The 19656-nt window shown below is 71.2% G+C and carries 14 protein-coding genes and 1 pseudogene; 3 read left to right on the forward strand and 12 right to left on the reverse strand.

Features of this window, described 5'->3' with window-relative positions:
* Positions 1-229 precede the first annotated feature (229 nt).
* From ACPA54_RS03055 to ACPA54_RS03080, 6 genes are all read right to left on the reverse strand, one after another.
* On the reverse strand, positions 230-823 hold the full coding sequence (locus ACPA54_RS03055) for a PadR family transcriptional regulator (RefSeq protein ID WP_423526465.1): 594 nt from the start codon (positions 821-823) through the stop codon (positions 230-232).
* A gap of 118 nt (positions 824-941) precedes the next feature.
* On the reverse strand, positions 942-3794 hold the full coding sequence (locus ACPA54_RS03060) for an ABC transporter permease subunit (RefSeq protein WP_423526467.1): 2853 nt from the start codon (positions 3792-3794) through the stop codon (positions 942-944).
* A 3-nt stretch (positions 3795-3797) separates the two neighbouring features.
* Positions 3798-6059 carry an ATP-binding protein gene (locus ACPA54_RS03065; RefSeq protein WP_423526469.1) on the reverse strand — a complete coding sequence of 754 codons (2262 nt, stop codon included), beginning with the start codon at positions 6057-6059 and terminating at the stop codon, positions 3798-3800.
* Positions 6060-6095: 36 nt separating this feature from the next.
* Complete coding sequence (locus ACPA54_RS03070) at positions 6096-8567, reverse strand: beta-glucosidase (RefSeq protein ID WP_423526471.1); 2472 nt, start codon at positions 8565-8567, stop codon at positions 6096-6098.
* Positions 8568-8650: 83 nt separating this feature from the next.
* A complete protein-coding gene (locus tag ACPA54_RS03075; RefSeq protein ID WP_423526473.1) occupies positions 8651-9952 on the reverse strand; it encodes an ABC transporter substrate-binding protein in 1302 nt (433 codons plus the stop codon).
* 86 nt (positions 9953-10038) lie between these two features.
* A complete protein-coding gene (locus ACPA54_RS03080) occupies positions 10039-11277 on the reverse strand; it encodes a cytochrome P450 (RefSeq protein ID WP_423526475.1) in 1239 nt (412 codons plus the stop codon).
* Positions 11278-11596: 319 nt separating this feature from the next.
* Here ACPA54_RS03080 and ACPA54_RS03085 point away from each other — a divergent pair, with 319 nt between their 5' ends.
* Positions 11597-12208, forward strand: coding sequence for a TetR/AcrR family transcriptional regulator C-terminal domain-containing protein (locus tag ACPA54_RS03085; protein WP_423526477.1), 612 nt, complete (start codon positions 11597-11599; stop codon positions 12206-12208).
* Here ACPA54_RS03085 and ACPA54_RS03090 read toward each other — a convergent pair whose 3' ends face one another.
* Complete coding sequence (locus ACPA54_RS03090; protein ID WP_423526478.1) at positions 12209-12925, reverse strand: glycoside hydrolase family 43 protein; 717 nt, start codon at positions 12923-12925, stop codon at positions 12209-12211.
* 276 nt (positions 12926-13201) lie between these two features.
* On the opposite strand from ACPA54_RS03090, the pseudogene ACPA54_RS03095 reads away from it, so the two are divergent.
* Together ACPA54_RS03095 and ACPA54_RS03100 are read left to right on the forward strand one after the other, a co-directional pair.
* Positions 13202-13423: pseudogene (locus ACPA54_RS03095) on the forward strand (xylose isomerase); the annotation flags it as partial.
* Between the two features lie 375 nt (positions 13424-13798).
* Complete coding sequence (locus ACPA54_RS03100) at positions 13799-15163, forward strand: recombinase family protein (RefSeq protein WP_423526480.1); 1365 nt, start codon at positions 13799-13801, stop codon at positions 15161-15163.
* 355 nt (positions 15164-15518) lie between these two features.
* On the opposite strand, the gene ACPA54_RS03105 is transcribed toward ACPA54_RS03100, so the two are convergent.
* The 5 genes from ACPA54_RS03105 to ACPA54_RS03125 form a co-directional block, all read right to left on the reverse strand.
* Positions 15519-16289, reverse strand: a complete 771-nt coding sequence (locus tag ACPA54_RS03105) for a maleate cis-trans isomerase family protein (protein ID WP_423526482.1) — start codon at positions 16287-16289, stop codon at positions 15519-15521.
* A 94-nt stretch (positions 16290-16383) separates the two neighbouring features.
* A complete protein-coding gene (locus ACPA54_RS03110; RefSeq protein WP_423526484.1) occupies positions 16384-17205 on the reverse strand; it encodes a GntR family transcriptional regulator in 822 nt (273 codons plus the stop codon).
* The gene (locus ACPA54_RS03115; RefSeq protein ID WP_423526486.1) at positions 17199-17612 is read right to left on the reverse strand and encodes a hypothetical protein; all 414 of its coding nucleotides are present in this window, start codon (positions 17610-17612) and stop codon (positions 17199-17201) included. Before ACPA54_RS03115 ends, ACPA54_RS03110 begins: the two co-directional genes overlap by 7 nt.
* 70 nt (positions 17613-17682) lie before the next feature.
* Entirely contained in the window at positions 17683-18552 is an 870-nt protein-coding gene (locus ACPA54_RS03120; RefSeq protein WP_423526488.1) for a nitrilase-related carbon-nitrogen hydrolase, read from the reverse strand.
* Entirely contained in the window at positions 18549-19649 is a 1101-nt protein-coding gene (locus ACPA54_RS03125) for a DODA-type extradiol aromatic ring-opening family dioxygenase (RefSeq protein WP_423526490.1), read from the reverse strand. Before ACPA54_RS03125 ends, ACPA54_RS03120 begins: the two co-directional genes overlap by 4 nt.
* Positions 19650-19656 lie beyond the last annotated feature (7 nt).

The following is a 19656-nucleotide window of genomic DNA, read 5'->3' on the forward strand; positions in this document are numbered from 1 at the left end:
GGCAGGTGGAGCGGCAGCGTCGGTGGAGCGCGACTCTGCGGGGCGCACGTGCATGCGATTTGTCTGCGGGCGCAGGAATCTATTCTCCGCGGTCGCGGAAAACAAGGCCCTCGTCATGCCGGGCGGGTCCGGCGGATCGGCTCGCCGGTGTCGTCGCTGCCGGGACGGCCGATGCCGGTGTCGAAGCTCGGAACCACCCGACTCTGCGTCGTGTCGGCCTACCGCGGACTCAGCCCGGCGGACTGCGCTCCAACCTGTTCAGGGTGAGCTTCAGCCAGGAAATGTATGCGGCGGTCGCCGCGAAGCTGCGTTCGTGGGACAGCAGACGGATCTCCCGTGCCCAATGCGGGTCCAAGTCGCGCGGTTGAGCCTCCGGAATCAGGATGTGGTCGAAGGCGCCACCCGCAGCGGCGTGCTTCTCCCGGTGCCGTAGTTCGCTGCGGGTCAGTGCGATGGCGATGCGGCGGTCGAGCTGTCCAGCGAAGACGAACCGGATCATGAAGTCCGGGTCGGCGGGGCGCGGCGACGGCTCGTAGGGCGACTTGGCCCACGTCCACAGTGCGTCGCGGCCGGCCTCGGTCATCCGGTAGACCTTGGCGTCCTGGCCGCCTGCGCGCGGGTCGACGTCGAATTCGATCCATCCGCGTTCGGCAAGCATTCCGAGACGGCGGTAGATCTGCGGCAGCTGTACCCGGTAGCCGAGCGGGCGCAGCGGACCGTCCATCCATTTGCCCAGGTCGTAGCCGGAGAACCGGCGCAGCGCCAACAGCCCCAGAATCACGAAGTCCAGTTGCATTGCCTCGCCCACGCTCGCTTGTCGCATCTCCCTCGTCCCCGCTCGGTTGCGGAGCGACTTGGCCCGGGCCGGAGGGCGGCCCGGGCCAAGAGGTGGTGCGCGGTTCCCCGGCAGCCCCGCGCACCGGCTTACGGTGTCCGCGGCGCTAAGCGCCGTCCCCGGCCGGCACGCGTGTGGCGGGTGACGTCGCGGGGTCGTCCCCGCTTCGGTTGATGGCGCGTTCGTCGGTGCCGAGGTAGCTGGCGACGACCTTGGGGTTGTTGCGCACGGCGCCCGGTTCGCCTTCGGCGATGACGAGTCCGGTCTCCAGGCAGTAGACGCGGTCGCTGATGCCCATGATGAGCGGCATGTCGTGCTCGATGACCAGGAGCGACGCGCCCAGTTCCCGGCGGATCTCCAGGATCAGCGGGCCGAACGCCTCCGTTTCGCGTTGGGCGACACCGGCCGTGGGCTCGTCGAGGCAGAGCAACCGGGCGTCGAGCGCGAGAAGCCCGGCGAGTTCGACGATGCGCCGGGTGCCGGTGGACAAGTCGCCGATGAACGCACCCGCGTAGCGCCCGAGACCGAGGAAGTCGATCAGGTCGTGCGCCTCCGCCTTCTTCGCGCGCTCGCCCTTCACCGACTTCGGCAGCCACAGCGCCGAGGACAGCAGTCCGCTGCGGCCGCGCGCCTCCAAGGCGATCTGCACGGTCTCGGCCACGGTCAGCTCCGGGAAGAGCGCGGCCGCTTGGAAGGTCCGGCCGAGTCCGAGCGCGGCCCGCTTGGCCGGGGCGGCGCCGGAGATGTCCCGGCCCAGCAGCTCGATCCGGCCGGTGGCCGGGACGAAGCCACCGATGGCGTTCATCAGGGTGGACTTGCCCGCCCCGTTGGTGCCGATCAGTCCGACGATCTCGTTCGGCCGGACCTCGATCGAAACGCCGTCGACCGCGGTCACGCCGCCGAACCGCACCCGCACATCCGACGTCGCCAGCACCGGCTTCCCGTCGGGCAGCGGTGCCCGGTCGCCGGCGCGCGCGGGCGCCTTGGGGAGCGTGGTGGCGGTCTTGGGCACGTCCGGGCCCAGCCGGGCGTCGGCCCATGCCAGCAGCGCGTCGCGGGCGCTGTAGCCGATCTGCACGAGTCCGCCGGGGAAGTAGAGCAGCAGGAGCAGCAGGCCCACGCTGGAGGCCAGGAGCGGCACGATCGAGTTGCCGGGGAAGAAGGCCGGGAGGCCGATCACCCACAGCGAGCCCAGTACCGGCCCGGAGGTGGCGCCGAGGCCGCCGATGACGACGACGGACACCAGCATGAGGGAGTCCTCGCTGCGGAAGTACGCGTCGCTGTACGGCACGGTCTGCAGGGCCCCCGCGAGCAGTCCGCCGCCGAGCCCGGCGATCCCACCCGCGAGCGCGAAGGCGCGCAGTTTCACCCGGGTCGGCTGCACGGTGTAGGCGGCCGCGGTCGCCGGGTTGTCCCGGACGCCGATGGTGGTGCGCCCGACACCCGTCCGGCGAAGCCGCCCGGTGACGGCCAGCACGAGCGCAAGGGCGACCAGCACCACGTAGTAGTAGGACCTTTGCGACGTGACGTCGATGCCGAACACGTCGGTGCGGCGGAACGTGGCGGTGGTCCGGGTCGGGCTGTCGTGGAAGACGTCCTGCGTGTACACCCACTGCTCGCACGCCACGGCGAACGCGACGGTGGTCACCGCGAGCAGCAGTCCGCGCACGCGCAGGGCGCCGATGCCGATCACCGCCGCGATCGCCGCGGGGAGCAGCGCGGCGGCCGCCACCGCGGTGGGGAAGGTCAGGCGGTCGACGACCAGGACCTTGCCGCCGCCGATGTCCAGGCGCAGTCCGCGGCTCAGGGCCGCCGCGGTGAGCGCGCCGATGCCCGCGAACGCCATTTGGCCGAGCGAGAGTTGGCCGGCCCAGCCGGTGAGCACGGTGACCGACGCGGCGCAGATCGCGTACGCGAGGATGACGGTGTAGAGCAGGTGCCGGGACGGCTGGGTGACGATCAGCGGCACCACGATGGCGACCAGGCCGAGGAACAGCAGCGTGAACCGCTCCAGGTTCCGCACCCACCACAGCCCCTGGAGCCGCTCCGGGATCGGTCGGACCTTCGGGGCGAAGGAGAACGCGGACGCCTCGGTGTCGCGGCCGCGGCCCGCGACGAACACGGCGGCGAGCACGAGGGCGAAGACCACCACATCGGTCAGGCCGGGCTGGTCGAGCCAGTTGAACTGGATCACGGCTTCCAGCAGTCCGAGGCCGACGCCGGCCAGGAGTGCGGTGCGGAAGGACATCATGCGGGCGATCACCGCGGCGGCGAGCGCGCGCATGAGCGTGGTCATCCCGAGGACCGCCGGGGAACTCACGGACCCGGTCCGGGCGGAGATCAGGATCAGGCAGACCGTGGCGATCAGCCCGGCGATCGCCCACACCGCCGTCGACACGGCCTTCGGGCTGATGCCGTTGAGGCGCGCCAGGTCCGGGTTGTCCGCGGACGCGGTCACCGCCTTGCCGAGCGTGGTGCGGCCGAGGAACCAGCCGAGGGCCAAGGCCGCGAGCGGGACGACGACCAGCACGGCGAGCTGGGTCGCGGTGACGTCGACCCCGCCCGGATGCCACGTGCCGCTCGACCACACCGGGTAGGTGTGCGCCGCGTCGACTTCGGGATAGGCCATGACCATCACGAGCGCGAGTTGCGCGACGCCGATGGTGGCGACCAGCAGGATGACGCGCGGCGCGGCGAACAGCCGCCGAACCACGACGAGGTCGATCACCGCGCCGAACGCGGTGCCGGCGACGAGCGAGATCGCCAGGGCGATCCAGAACGGGACGCCGTAGCGGACGTCGAGCAGCGCGAACAGCGCGGACCCGACCAGGCCCATGTTCGCGACCGCGAAGTTGATGACGCGGGTGGCGCGGTGGACGAGCACGATGCCCATCGCGAGCAGCCCGATGACGAGGCCGTTGACGAGGCCGTCGAAGGCGAGTTGGCGGGTCAGGGTCATCGGTCAGCCCCCGTCCTTGCCGAGGAAGACCGCGCGGGCGAGGTCGTCGCGTTCGGCGAGTTCGCGGGCGTCGCCGGTGAACCGGACCTGGCCCTTCTCCAGGAACACCGCGCGGTCGGCGATCGACAGCGCGACGTTGAGGGACTGCTCGACGATGACCATCGTCAGGCCGTCGGCCTTCAGCCGCTCGACGATCGCCAGCAGGTCCTGCACCACCACCGGCGCCAAACCGAGCGAGAGTTCGTCGATCAGCAGCACCTCGGGGTCGTGCATGAGCACCATGGCGAGGGCGAGTTGCTGCTGCTGGCCGCCGGACATCGACCCGGCGCGCTGGTTCTGCCGGGCGGCGAGATCAGGGAACACGTCCAGGACGTAGGCCAGGCGATCGGCCCGGAACCGGGCGTCCTTGTCGCGCAGTTGGAACGCTGCCATCTCCAGGTTGTCCCGCACGGTCATGCCGGGGAACACGCCCTTGCCGCCGGGCAGCAGCCGGATGCCGAAGCGGCCGCGCTGCTCGGGGGAGACATAGGTGATCGTCCGGCCGTTCAGCCGCACCACGCCGCGCGACGGTGTCCCCAGTCCGCAGATCGCCTTCAGGATCGTCGACTTGCCCGCGCCGTTGGTGCCCAGCAACGCCAGGCACTCGCCGCGCGCGACCTCGAACCCGACCCCGAACAGCACCTGCACGTTGCCGTATTCGAAGTCGATGTTGTTCACCTGGAGCACGGGAATGCTGTCCGGGTCCTGCGCCTGACGGCCGTGCTCCTCCAGTTCCTCGCGCAGTTCGGCGACCACCAGGGACAGGTCGTTGCGAATGAATGCCGCCGACCGGATGAGCATCAGCGCACCCACGAGTGTGGACGGGACGCCGATCAGCAGCGCCGCGACGCGCGCGTCGTAGGAGTCCAGGAACAGCGCGGACAGCAGCGAGCCGCCCGTGGCCCCGATGAAGAAGATGTAGATCGCGGCCAGCGCCGCGCCGAGTCCGCGCAGCCGGTAGGGCGTCACGGACTGCATGACCGGGCCGACCATCGCGAAGGCCGAGGACAGCAGGATCAGCGGGAACATCTGCACGACGACGAACGCGGTCGCGTTCGGCATCGCCCACTGGATCGGCAGCAGCACCGCGACCGGCAGGATCAGCCAGCCGACCAGGCGCAACGCACGCGCCGGATCCGTCCGGTAGAGCCGGTCGTAGCGCGGCCCGACGAACGGCAGCACGGCCAGCACACCGATGCCGCCGATCGTCCCGTACACCCCGCGCTCGAAGGTCCCGAGCCCGAAGTGGTCTTCCATCCACAGGTTCGTCAGCACCGGGCCGGTGAACAGGCCAAACCCCATCGCGGCGAACGCCATCACCACCGTGCGGGTGGTGCGGATCCGCATGAGCCGTGCGAACGCCGCCTCCACCGAGATCGGCATCGGCTTGTCCGACGCGAGCACCTCGCCGAGCACCGACTTCATCTCGTGCTGTCCGCGCGGCGGCTCGGGCAGCCGGAAGGCGAAGAAGGCGATGACTGCGCTGGGCACGCCGAGCACGAAGAACGCCCAGCGCCAGCCCTCGTCCCCGCCGGCCAGCGCCGCGATCCCGCCGACGGCCAGCGGGCTCAGCACGCCTGCCAGCCGTCCGGCGATCCCGCTGGTCGCCGCCAAGCGGCCGCGCACCCCGATCGGGTACGTGTCCGCGGTCAGCGACCCGTGGACCGGGAGCGTGCTCGACTTCGCGACGCCCACCCCGAGCCGCGCCAGGAACATCAGGAACGCGTTGGCGACGAGCCCGCAGGAAAACACGAACACCGAGAAGGCGAGCCCGGCGAAGGCCGCGACCTTGCCGCGCCGGAACCGGTCGGCCATCCAACCCATCGGCAGCGCGCCCAGCACCAGGAACGCGCCCGACGCCGCCGACAGGAACACGATCGCCCCGTCGCTCATCCCGAACGAGTCGCGGATGTCCGGCGCCAGCACCCCGAGCGCGGCACTTTCCAACTCGTCGAACGCGCCCAGCATCATCAGCGTGACGAACGTCGCCGACCCACCTGCGGCGAGTCCTTGACGCAACGTCAGCTGCTCGCCGCCCACCCCCGGCAGCAAATCGTCGGCGAACAGCACGTCGCTGTCGGCCTTGGCCTCGCGGGCCCGCTCCGCCTCGGCGTCGACGAGCCCGGCGGCCAAGCCCGCGACTTCGGACGTGCGTTCCTCCGCGGCGTCGAGGCCGCCGGCGGGCGGCCCTCCGGACGCCCGCGGACGGCGTGCTGCGAACCTCATGCGTTCTCCAGGGGATGTGTGCGGGATGGGGGCGGCTCAGAGGGTGATGTCGACGCGCTGCCGCACGTCGCCGGCGCTGCGGCCGACGGCGACGCGGTACGTGCCGGGTTCCACCGACCAGCCGCCCACCTCGGTGTCCCAGCGGCGCAGGGTCTTCCGGTCGACCGTGATCCGGACCGTCGCGGTCTCTCCCGCGGCGGCCTTGGCGACGGCGTACCCCACGAGACGCAACGGTTCCGGCTCGCCGAAGAGCGTGCCGTCGGCGGGTTCGAGGTAGACCTGCACGACTTCGAGGCCGGACCGGGCCCCGGTGTTGGTGAGCGCCGCCTCGACGACGAGGCCCTGTTCGGCGTCGCCGTCGACCCGCACGTCGCCGTATTCCCAGTCGGTGTAGCCGAGACCGTGGCCGAACGGATAGGCGGGCCGGGCGCCGCGGAGTGCCCACAGGCGGTACCCGATGTGCGGGCCTTCCGCGTAGTCGTGCCGTCCGTCGACCGCGGCGGTGGACAGGATCGGCGTGTCCGCTTCGGCGGCGGGGAACGTCGTCGGCAGGCGCCCTCCGGGTTCCGCGTGCCCGAACAGCACGTCGGCGACGGCGGCGCCGCCCTCCTGCCCCGGCAGCCACGCCCACAGCACGGCCGCGACGTCGTCGCGCCACGGCATGAGCACCGGCGATCCGGCGTTGACGACCACGATGGTGTTGGGGTTGACGGCGGCGACGGCGGCGACGAGTTCGTCGCTGCGGCCGGGCAGCGCGAGGGTGTCGCGGTCGAAGCCTTCGGACTCGATGTCGTCGGTCGTACCGACCACGACGATCGCGACGTCGGCGGCGGCCGCGTCGGCGATCGCGGCAAGCATCTCGTCGTCGTCGGCGGCCCGGGGCGTGCCCCAGCCGAAGCCAAGCCCGGCGACCAGGACCTCGGTGTCGGGAGCGTAGGTGAGCGACAGCTCGACCGGCACGTCGGCCTGGGCCGGGACCTCGACCCGGCGCAGCGCGGGCCGCATGAGGCCCTCCACGATGTCGCCGGTCTCCGTGACCAGCTCCACCGTCTGCTCGGCGCCGTCGATGCCGAGGGTGAAGGTGCCGACGCCGAGGACGTCGAGCAGGTGCACGCCGTCCGTTTCGGGGGCGACCCGGGTGCGCACCGTGATGGACGCGGTGCCTTCCGGGAAGAGGCCGGGCCACAGGACGATGTAGGAGCCCAGCCGGTTCTCGGTGCCGAGCAGGGTGCCGTCGAGCCCGCGGAACTCCAGGCCGACACCGGGTTCACCGGTGATCGGGTCGGTGGAGTTGTGCCGGGTGAGGCCGGGCAGCCGCCGGTGGGTGAAGGCGCCGTCGCGGACGGTCGTCTCGGTGTCCGGTCCGAGTGCGGCGCGCACCCCGTCCGCTATTTCGACGACATGCTCGGGGAAGCAGCGTGCGCTGCCGCCGCCTTGCGCGGACAGGCGCCGGGAGTTGGGGCCGATGACGGCGACGCGGCGCGGGGCGGACGGGTCGAGGGGAAGGGTGCCGCCGCGGTTCTGCAGGAGCACCATGCTGCGGGCGGCGAGGGTGCGGATCCGGGCGGGCGCGTCGTCGGGCAGCGCGGCTTCCGGTGCTTCGGTGTCGCCGAGGGCGCCGACGCGGGCGGCGAGCCGCAGGATGCGGGTGACCTTGTCGTCGAGCACGGCTTCGTCGACGCGGCCTTCGCGGACCGCGTCCCGGAGCGGCTCGGCCCACTGCGGGAGGGGGCCGGGCATGGCGAGGTCGGTGCCGCCGACGGCGGCGGGTTCGGTGGACCGGACGGCCATCCAGTCGGAGACCACGACGCCGTCGAAGCCCCATTCGTCCTTGAGGATGCCGTTCTGGAGACGGAAGTTCTCCGTCATGGTGGCGCCGTTGACGCCGTTGTACGCGGACATCACGAGCCAGACGCGCGCGTCGTGCACCGCGGCCTCGAAGGGGGCCAAGTAGAGTTCCCGCAGGGTGCGTTCGTCGACCTGGACGTCGTAGGTCATGCGGTCGTTCTCGCAGTCGTTGGCCACGAAGTGCTTCGCGGTCGCGGCCACTCCCATGGACTGCACGCCTTCGATGTAGCCGACGGCGGTACGGCCGGCCAGCAGCGGGTCCTCGGAGTAGCACTCGAAGTGCCGGCCGCCCAACGGCGTGCGGTGCATGTTGACGGTCGGCGCGAGCAGGACCTGGATGTCCTTCGCGCGGGCCTGGGCGCCGAGCAGGGCGCCCGCCTGCCGGGACACCTCCGGGTCCCAGGCCGCCGCGAGCGCCGACGGGTTGGGCACCAGGACGGAACTGTCGCGTTCGTCGACCGTCACGCCGCGGACCCCGACCGGGCCGTCGGACAGGCGTATCTTGCGCAGGCCGATGCGCGGCATCGCCGGAATCGACCAGACGTCTTCCCCGGTGATCAGTTGCAGCTTCTCGTCGAGCGTCAACTGCGCGACGAGCTTACCCAGTTCGGAGGAGTCGATGGCGGCGGCACCGTCGCGGTCGGCGGCGGGGTGGGACATGGGAGTTCTCCTGGACGGTCTGTCTGGGGTGTGCGGCCCGCCGCTGTTCGGGGGGACGGGCCTGGGACGGGGAGGCGGCCGCGTCAGTTCGTCGCGCGCCCGAAACGGTTCCCCGCGGGGTCGTAGCCCACGACCGCGACGGGGATGGCCCCGTTCGGGGTCTGCGGGGTGTAGTTCGCCGGGTCGAGGTAGCCGGGTATGTGGAGCCCGCCAAGCGTCTGCCCGGCCTGCTGGAACGAGGCGTAGTTCAGGTCCTTGCCCGCGCGCCCGGCGATCGCCTTGAACAACGTGAGGGTCTGGCAGGCGATTTGGAGGGAGGCGCCGGGGTTCGGCTGGCCCGCGGGCACCGTGCGCGGGTCGAGCAGCTTGAGGTTCAGGCTCGGGTCGGCAACGCCCAGGGCCGCAGCGCAGGACATGAGTTCCTGGTCGTCCTGCCACGTGGTGAGGGGCTCGGCGGCGACCGCGTCCTTCAGGATCGAGAAGTCGTGCTGCCCCTTGGCGCCGAGATAGCTGCTCGGCACGGTGGTGAACATCAGGCGGGGCCGCCAGGAGGCCTTCTCCAGTGCCTGGGGCAGGCTGTGCGCGGCGCCGCCGACGATCAGGAGGGTGTCCGCCCCGGACGCCTGGGCCTTCTGGAACAGCACGTTGGTCTGCTGGGCGAACGCCGCCGGGTCGGTCGCGTTGGCGGGGATGTAGCCGGTGACCACCGGGGTGATCCCGGCGACCTGGAGCGCCGGGGTGACCTGCTGGTCGACCTGGGCCTGGTCGGTGGTGATGGCGGCGACCGCGACCTTGCGGCCCGCGAAGTCGCCGTGCGCGGCCAGCGCGCGGACGGCTTCCGCGGCGGCTTCGGCCGAGGTGTAGGCGAACGCCGGGGCCTGGGCCTGGGCGTACTGCTCCTTGGTCAGCGGCGTGCCGATCGCCGCGGTGCGGTTGGTCTGCACGTAGCAGGTGGCGTCGTACGGCATGGCGAACAGGACGGCGAACACCTTGGCGTCCTGCGTGAGCTTCACGCAGGTCTCCTGCTGGGCGGCCGGGGACAGCAGGTTCACCTTGGCGAAGACGGGTTCGATCTTGCGGCCGCCGATCCCGCCGCCGGCGTTGATGTTGTCCACCACCGCGCGGAAGGCGGTTTCGTAGTTGCCGTTGTCGATGTTGACGAAGGCCTTCACGGCGTCCAGGTCGGGATAGGCGATCCCGAGCTTGATCGTGTCGGACGTCAGACCGGGAGCCGCCGTGCTCTGCGCCGGGCCGGCGCCCGGAGCGGCGGTGCCGGAGTCCTTCGACTCGACGGTGCAGCCCGCGGCGGCGAGCACGGCGACCGCGGACAGGGCCGCCGCGGCGCGGAGGGGACGGCGGGCGCGTCTGGAAGCGGGCTTGGTCATGGGGGGCTCCTGGACCGTCGGAAGGCGGGGAATCGTGGTGGTCGGCGAACGCCGGACGCGGGTGGCCGCGGTCACGCGGGACCGGGTCAGGCCGGGACGATGCGCACCGGCATCTCTTTGATCCCGTTGAGGAAGTTCGACCGCATGCGCAGGGCGGGGCCGGTGAGTTCGACCCGGTCGGCATGCCGGGCGAGGGTCCTGAACATCACTTCGAGTTCGAGCTTCGCGAGATGGCGCCCGAGGCAGAAGTGCGGGCCGCCGCCGCCGAAGCCGAGCATCGGGTTCGGGTCGCGGCCGATGTCGAAGGAACGCGGGTCGGCGAACACGTCCTCGTCGTAGTTGGCGGACGAGTAGAAGACGACGACCTTGTCCCCCGCGGCGATCCGGGTGCCGCCGAGTTCGGTGTCCCGGAGCGCCGTGCGGCGGAAGGCGTTGACGGGCGACACCCAGCGGACGATCTCGTCGGCGGCGGTCGCCGCGAGGCCCTCCGGGTCGGCCTTGAGCCGCTCCCACTGCTCGGGGTGCCGGGTGAGGGCGAGCATGCCGCCGGAAATGGCGTTGCGGGTCGTCTCGTTGCCGGCGACCGCGAGCAGCATGAAGAACAGGTCGAATTCGAGCGGGGTCAGCTCGTTGCCGTCGCGGTCGGGGCACACGAGCTTGGACACGATGTCGTCGACCGGGCAGGCGCGCTTCTCGGCGCCCAGCTTGTCGGCGTACTCGAACATCTCCATCTGGGCCGCGAGTCCGGCGTCGGGGTCGAGGCCGAGTTCCGGGTCGTCCGCGCCGACCAGCATGTTCGACCAGTGGAACAGCCGGTGCCGGTGCTCCTGGGGAACGCCCATCAGGTCGGCGATCACCACGAGCGGCAGTTCGGCGGAGCACAGGGCGACGAAGTCGCCCTCACCGAGCTCCACGGCCTCGGCGACGATCCGCTCGCACGCCGCCTCGATCGTGCTTTCGAGCGTGTGCGTGGTCCGCGGCGTGAAGCCGCGGTTCACCAGCGACCGCAGCCGGGAGTGCTCCGGCGGGTCCATGTTCAGCATCATCAGCCGCTGCGTGTCGAGCAGTTCGCCCTCGGCCTCGCCGAGCAGCGACAAGCGCTCGTACGAGGAGAACACCTCGGGGTTGCGCGAGACCGTCACGACGTCCGCGTGCCGGGTCACCGCCCAGAAGCCCTCGGGCAGCTCCGGATCCGGATGCCTGTGCACGGGGGAGGCGCGGCGGAGCACGGCGAAGTCGTCGTGCGGGATGCCGTTCTCGTAGGCGTCCGCGGAGAACACGTCGATCAGGGGGACGTCGGCGGCGTCCGTCGGGTTTGAGCGCATCGGATGTTCCTTGCGTGCGGACCGGGTGGGGGGCGCGGTGACCCGGAGGCGGGCTCGCGGGCCGGAGCAGGGCATCAGCATCGGAGCAATAACCGACAGTGTCAAGAATTAGTTTCCAAGCCCTCTCGCGCCGCCGATCCTGCAGCTCGCAAGGGTTATTGACACAGTCGATAACAACTTCTAGGGTCGCGTGTGCGTACGCCGTTCCCGGCCGGAGGCGCGGGCGCTGCCCCGCGCGGCCACGGCCGCCGAAACCGAGGGAGGCGCGGTGCCAAGCGGCGGGCGCGGGCCGGGACGTCCGGCCCGCATCGACCGGAGCATGATCATCGAGGCCGCGCTGGCGATCGATACCGCGGGGCGGCCGCTGAGCATGCGGGCCGTCGCCGAACACCTCGGCGTCGCCCGCCCCGCCCTCTACCACCACGTGGCCGACCGGGACGCACTCGTGGCGATGGTCGCGCTCGCCCGCCTGGAGCACGAACTCGACGAAGCATGGATGCCGTCCGACGACACGGACTGGCGGGCCTGGCTCACCGGCTTCGCGGTCAGCATCCGCAGCCGGCTCCTGGCCGAACCCGCGCTCGCCGAGTACATCCTCCTCGAAGGCGACGCCGGGCAACGGCAACTCGCGCAAGTCGAACGACTGCTCGGCGTCCTGGTGCGCGCCGGATTCGACGCCGCCGACGCGGAGCGCTGCGTCACGCTCATCGCCGAACTCGTCCACGTCAACGCCCGCGCGGTGTTCGTCATGCGCGAGGCCGGACAGGAACCCCACCGGATCTCCGTCGCCAAGGCACTCAAGGACCCGAACGCCGACCTACCGCTCATGCGCGCGGCCCGCGCCGACCGTTTCGACCCGGAAGCCCAGTTCCTCTTCGACTTGGAGACGGTCCTCGACGGGTTGGCCAAGCGCCTGAACCAGGCGCCTTGATCACGGACACCGGCACCGGAGGGCCTTGATCGCGGTGGAGGAACACGCGGACACCGGGTTGGCCGGGCACGGCTCCCACGGCCCTCGGGGGGACGGGCCGCGGGCGATCAAGACCGCATGGCCGGGGCCGGTGCCGCCTTCGGCGACGAGCAGGTACCAGGACCCGTCTCGTTCGAACAGGTGGGGGCCTTCGGGGTGTTGCAGACCGGTGCCCGGCCACAGGTCGTAGGGGCCTTCGAGGATCTCGCCGCTGGAGTCGTCGATGCGGCACTGTCGGATGCCGGAATGGGTGACCCAGCAGGTGCCGTCCGCGTCCCAGGCGAGGTCCGGGTCGATCGAGTCGATCGCGACGGGCACCGGATCGGACCAGGGGCCTGCCGGGTCCTCGGCCGTGACGAAGACGGTCCGCATGCCCTTCATGTCGACGACCGTCGTGATCAGCCAGAACCGCCCGGCATGGTGGCGCAGCGTCGGAGCGAAGACCCCCAGCGAGGTGAAGTCCGCCGCGCCGAGGTCGAGTTGCGAAGGGCGGTCGAGCGCGTTGCCGATCTGCGTCCAGGACACCAGGTCGGTCGACCGGAAGACCGGCACGCCGGGAAAGTACGAGAACGACGATGTGGCGAGGAAGTACTCGTCGCCGACCCGGCACACGCTCGGGTCCGGGTGGAACCCCGGGACGACCGGGTTGCCGAACCCGCTGCTCGACTGGCTGGACATGGGGCCACCCCTTCGGCCACCAGGTGGCCACGAACGCTGCGCATGATTTTCGACGGGCGCAGAAATCTATTCTCTGCTCGCGTCGAAAACAAGATCGGCCGCGCGGTTCGGTGGCATCCAAGAGCCGCTGCTGTCCTCAAGTCCCGCGCCTGGAGCCGAGCGCCCGGCGGGGATCGATCGCTTGGCGCCTCGGGGCGGCCGGCCCCGGCGCGCCCGTCAGGCCAGCGCGCCGGGGTCGGCGAGGATGCGCGCGATGACGGTCCCGGCTGCGCCCCGCTGCTGCGCGAACGGGCCCGCGCGTACCGCGCCGACGCGGAGGTCCGCGAGGCCATGGCCGCGGCCGGCCTCGACCGGCTCGCTGTGCCCACCCTCGCACCGGGCGAGACGTACGCAGACCTCTCCGCGGACGACTTCGACGCCGACCGCGCAGCCGAACGCGGCCTCGGTTACGAGCGGTTGGATCAGCTCGCCGTCGAGCACATCCTCGGAGCCCGCTGACATGGCCGCCCGCCTCGTCGAGGGGGTCGACTCCTCCACCCAGTCCTGCAAGGTCGTCGTCTGCGACGCCGACTCCGGGAGGGTGGTCCGCGAAGGTCGCGCCGTCCACCTGGATGGCACCAAGGTCAACCCCGAGCACTGGCGGCTCGCCCTGGAGCACCGGCACGTGCGCCTCGCGGCCGGCGCATCGCAGCCACCCCGCAGCACGCCGGCAGGCGGCCGACACCACGGGTTGCCTCCTGCCGCCGTAGCGCACATGGACTCGCGGGTTCACGATCGAAAGGCGTGTAGGCGCGCTCGTCATGGGACCCAGGAGACCCGAACCGCCATGGCTGAAGCGAAAGAAGCACCCAGCACCGGAACCGTGCTGACAGCGTGGGCGACACGACACGGACACGACTCAGCCCGACCCGCCCCGCAGACAAGCCTGCGCTTCGGGTTCTACGGACGAGTGTCGACCGAGGACCATCAGGATCCGGCACGTCGAAGGGCTGGCAGCTGTTCAACGCCCAGGCGCTGACATCGGGTCACGGCCGGATCGTCGCCGAGTTCTTCGACATCGGGCACACCCGCGTCCTGCCCTGGACACGACGACCCGACGCCGCCGCGCTGGTCGCCGCCCTCGCCGACCCGGACCGCGGCTTCGACGCGATCGTCATCGGGTCGAGCGAGCGGGCCTTCTACGGGCAGCAGTTCGCGAATATGGCGCCGCTGTTCGCACACTACGGCGTCCCCGTGTGGCTGCCAGAACTCGGCGGCGAAGTCGACCCGGAGATCACCGCGCACGACGAGTTGATGGCGCTGCTGGGCATCATCAGCAAACGCGAGGTCGTCCGTGCGCGGATGCGGGCACGGACCGCGATGACCGTGCAAGCGCGCGACCAGGGACGCTACCTCGGTGGCCGGCCGCCCTACGGCTACCGTCTCGTGGATGCGGGACCGCACCCGAACCGCGCCTGGGCCCGCCGCGGAGCCCGCAGCCAACGCCTGGACATCGACCCGACGAACGGCCCCATCGTCACCTGGATGTTCCAGCAACGCCTCGCCGGCCACAGCATGGCCCGCATCACCCGGGCGCTGAACGACATGAAGATCCCGTGCCCGGCCGCCGCCGACCCCGAACGCAACCCACACCGCACCGCCGAGGCATGGAGACTCAACTCTGTGCACGCCGTGCTGAGCAACCCCCGTTACACCGGCCGCCAGGTCTGGAACCGGCAACGCACCGACCACGACCTCGTCGACCCGGACAACACCACCCTCGGCCACCGCGACATCCAACGCCGCAACACCCCCGACGAATGGGTGATCTCCGCGAAGCAGGCCCACCCCGCGCTGATCAGCGAAGCCGACTTCGTCGCCGCACAGAACATCCGCCCCGACAAGACCGCACCTGAGCACACCTACCTGCTCGCCCGTTTGCTGCGCTGCGGGCACTGCCGACGGCGTATGGAGTCCTGTTGGTCGAACGGCCGGGCGGCGTACCGCTGCCGCCAAGGACACTCCAGCGCCATGCCTCGGGACCCGAGCCGGACGCCGAACGCGTACGTGCGTGAGGACCGAGTCCTCGCCCGCCTGCCTGCGCTCCATCTGATGCGCACCGGAGAGGACGCGGCACCGGACCCGGCGGGCGCACTCGCCCGCCTCCGCGCCGACGGCATCGGCTTGATCTACGACCAGGCCGACCGCACCGTGACCGCCGACACCGACAAGAAGGAGAGGATCGCCATCGGCCGATAAGCCAGCCAGCGCTCGACTGGTGTCGGACACCCGGTCAGAGCGCGACCGATGCCCAAACCGAACTGCAAGGAGGCAACCGCGAGAGACAGACCCGGGAAACGATGAACATCCGCCTTGGCCAAGGCCAAGCACGGGTGCCGATCGACGCTGCCCAGAAACCGAAGTTCGTGGGGCAATTATGTGTCCGAATCAGCTTCGCATCGATCCCCTCACCTGAATCTCCGGGCCTGCCGACGTCGCGCCCCAACGGGCGCGCGGCGGGCGCGGGTGACCCACAACAAGGTGCATCAAAAATGCATGCACTCGCCCAGTACAGTGAGCCCTCGGCGTCTTCCCTCCCCCACACTCGCGCGGGTCAGGAACCGGCGAGCAGCGCGCCGGCACCCGGCACGTACGGCTCCAGGTCGAGCGCGCGGAGGGTACGCCACACGGTGGCTGCCGACGCGGTGACGACCGGGATATCGAAAGCGTCTTGGACGCGCTGGAGTGCGGGCAGCGAGGGCATCTGGACGCACGCGCTGAGGACCAGGGCGTCGACGCCTTTGGTATCGACGGTGCGAGCGTGCTCCAGCAGACCTTCCGGATCGAGGCGGCCGACCGCGAGGTTGTCGGGCACCTCCAGACTAAGCGCGTCGTGCACGTCGAGGCCTTCGCCTTCGAGGTAGTCGCACACCAGGCCGGTGAGCGGCTTCATATAGGGCGCAACGACCGAGATCCGCTTGGCGCCGAGATGGTCCAAAGCCTCGACCAACGCCCCGGCCGAGGAAACCACCGGCGCCGCGTCGCGACCGCTCTCGGCCGCCGCGGCGGCGGCCAGCCGGGTCTCGCTGGCCCGGTGGTAGCCCGCGCCCTGCGCCATGATCGCGACCAGGCACGCGTACGCCATGACGTCCACGTCGGCGTCGGCGAGTTCGACCGCGCACCGGTCGGAGTCGGCGTCCATACACGCGAGTTCTTCGGGCGTCACGTGCTTCATGCGCATACGCGACGAGTGGAAGGTGAACCGCTCGGGTCGCTCGGCTTCCCGGGCCCGGAGCATGGCCGGTATCTCGGTCTCCATCGTGGTGTTGGAGCTGGGCACGATCAGTCCCACGCGGTAAGCATCGGTCTTGGAAGTGGTGGACATGGGTGTTTTGTTCTCCGTTCCGTGGGTCCGCCCGCCAATGACGGACGCGGTGCCGGGCAAGTCGCGCAGCACCCGGCGGCGAACGCCGCGCCCCTTACCGAGGGTCGCTGCGCGAGGCGCGGTAGCACAGGTTGCTTGTGGCGGTGTCGCCCACAACCACTGCGTTGGGGCGCCGCCAGTTCAGGTCGGCCGGGCGGACGATCCGGCCGTCCGGGTCGTGGGTCAGCTCCAGGCCGAGACCGCGCAGGGTGGTCAGCAGCGCATCGAAGCGGTGATCGGGCGACGCATCGAGGACGATGCCCAAAACGGCGTCGATCAGGTGCAGTTCGAGCAGTTGCCGGGCCTTCTCGTCGTCGCGATCGCGAACCGCGTCCAGGAACGCCCGGTCCACGTTGGCGAAGTCGGCGGGAATCGCCGGACGGGACAGGTACAGCCGCTGGTGGCGGTAGATGCGCGAGTGCTGCTGCGCGGTCATCTGGGCGATCATCGGCGGGTAACGGCGCAGCAGCACGTCGTGGAACCGGAAATGCGCCTCCTGGAAGTCGCGGATGCGAAGCCCCGCGCGCTCCATGTCCGCGAGAGCCTCCGCCATCGCCGCGATGTCCTCCTCGGCGACGCGGTCCACGAGCGCGGCCACCAGCGGCGGCTCGACCAGGAGCCGCACCGCGTACGACTGCTCCACGTCGTCGTGGCGGGCCGGGGCGACCTCGAAGCCGCGGTTGGCAGTGCCGACCACAAGTCCCTCGGCCTCCAGTTGCTTGAGAGCCTCGCGCAGCGGGGTGCGCGAGACGTTCAGCTCGTCCGCGACGCCTTGCTGCGACAGCCGCACGCCGGGTGCATAGAGCCCTTCTATGATCCGCTCGCGCAGTTCGCGGGCGATGTCGTCGACGACGTTGCCGGGCCGCACGTTCACCATGGCTGTTCCCCCGGGGTTACCTCGTTACCGGACTTCCGCACGTCCTCCGCGCCCGCCTCGTCGACTGCCTTGCCACCCGGCAGGTCGCCTGCTTCGTCGCCCGGCCTGTCGCCGCGCGGGGCCTCCGCCAGGTCGTCCGCCGCACCCATCCGGATCGCGAACAGGTCGCTGAACGCCTCCGGGCTCTGCGCCGCAACGATCTCCAGCTGCATCGCGTCGAGCAGGATCGACGTGCCCTGGCGGGGTACCTCGATCTCCAGCCGCTCGCCCTGCGGCGTCCACACCTTGCGCAGCCGGACGCCGGTGAACTCGTTGGCGATGCCGAACCATTCGCCGGTCCGGACGATGCCGCGGTCGCTCGGCGCCGGGTGTGCGGCGCCGCCCGACGTCCCGTGGTCAGCGGTCACGATGAATCTCCTGGCTCGAAGGTGCGAGGGCAAAGCCCTGGTGGTCGCGGCACATACCCGCAGGAACGGCTCAGCGCACCGCGACCACGCGCGGCTCGGCGGCGTAGGCGTCGGGCCTGCGCTGCCGCAAGACGGCGAGCGTGGTCCGGGCGCGGGCCACCTCCGTCATGTCGAGGTCGACCACCCGCCACACGGCCCGGTCGTCGCCGAGGTCGGCGAGGACCTCACCCCATGGGCCCACGGCGAGCGCGTGCCCGTACGTGGCGAACGCGTCGGCGTTCGGGTCCGCGCCGTGCACCGTGGCGGACGCGACGACGAACGCGCCGTTCTCGATGGCCCGGGCACGCAGCAGCACCTCCCAGTGCGCCTCGCCGGTGATCCGGGTGAACGCGGCCGGCACCAGCAGCACCTCGGCGCCCGCCGCGGCCGCCGCCCGGTACAGCTCCGGGAAGCGCAGGTCATAGCAGATGGTCACCGCCACGCGTACGCCGTCCACGTCCAGCAGCACCGGTCCGGCACCCGCCCGCTCCACGCCCGACGCCTCGAAAGACGTGCCGCCCACCCGGGCGTCGAACAGGTGGATCTTGTCATAACGGCCGCGGACCGTGCCGTCCGGTCCCAGGATCAGCGCGGAGTTGAACACGCCGTCCGGAGTCCGGTTCTTCATCCCGCCGAGGACCACGGTCACACCGTGCTCGCGCGCCAGGCCGGACAGGCGGAGGATTTCCGGGGAGTCCTCGGCGAAGGCGGCTTCGCGCATCTCGGCGTTGGTGCCGAGCATGAGGCCGTTCTCCGGCAGCAGCACCAGCCGGGCGCCGGCCGCCGCGGTCTCCGCGACCGCCCGGCACGCCAGGTCGGTATTGCGGGCGACGTCGCGGGTGGCGTGCCACTGGGTGAGTCCGACCTTCAGAACGCGGTCCGCCGCGTTTTCGCCGATCATGCCGTCTCCTCCGGAAGGCGCATCTCCACGACGGCCCATCCGCCGCCGGATGCCTGCATCGGCTCATAGGCGAAGACCTCGCCGCGGACGCCAGGCCCGACCAGGCCGAGCATGATGAGCCAGTTGGGGAACTCGTACTGCCCGTGGTCGAGCAGCGCGTAGGGTTCCAGCGCCGCGATGTCCGTGCCCCGTCCCGCCTGGAGCATCTCCAGCAGGTAGGTGTCGAATTCGACGTCCACGTGGCCGAACTTGCCGGGGTCGAGCCAATGCGACAGGCCCCCCGTGGCGAGCATGGCCACGCGAAGCCCGGATTCCGCCACGGCGTTCCGCAGTGCCGCCCCGAAAGCGCGGGCGCCGAACGGCGAGAACGACCGGGCGGGCTGAGTGGTGATCGGCACGACCGGCAGGTCGGGGCGCGGCAGCATCAGGCGCAGCGGGACGACCTGGCCGTGGTCGAGCTGCACGTCGCTGCTTTCCTCGACCTCCAGCCCGGCACCGCGCACCGCGTCGACGAGGGCGGCGGCCACCACGGGCGCACCGGCCAGGTCGAGATCGAGGTCGGGCCGGTTGAAGAACTCCATCGATCCGCGGTGCCGGTCGCCGGTGCCGACCACGAACGCGCCGGTGCGGAACGACTGGAAGTGGCAGTCGGCGGTGACCAGCAGCACGTCCGGCCGGGCGGCGGCGAGGGCGGCCTTCAGCCGGTCGTAGCCGGCGAGGAGCCGGGCGACCGCTTCGGGCGGGTCGATCTCGGGGCGGGCGAGCAAGTCGGGGACGTGCGACGCGCCGCCCGCGAACACCAGGTTGGCGGGCACGTCCGGGGCAGGCAGGGGCGACGAGGTGTCGACGTGGAACCGGCCTTGGCTCGTCGAGTCCCCAATATCGTCGGAGAACCAGCGGCTCACCAGGATGGTGACGCCGTCGTTTAGCCCGGCCGAGCGCAACCGGTCGCGGTCGCCGGCGGCGATGACCCGGGCCCATTCCGGGTCGAGGCCCAGGGCCGCGCCCTCCGACGCCGGTTCCGCGCGGAAGCGGGCCAGGAGGTCCCGGTCGCGGGCCAGGGTGAGGATCGCGTTTTCGAGCGTTGTGCTGTCCATGGGACCT

The organism is Uniformispora flossi (assembly GCF_049534875.1).
Lineage (GTDB): Bacteria > Actinomycetota > Actinomycetes > Streptomycetales > Streptomycetaceae > Yinghuangia > Yinghuangia aomiensis.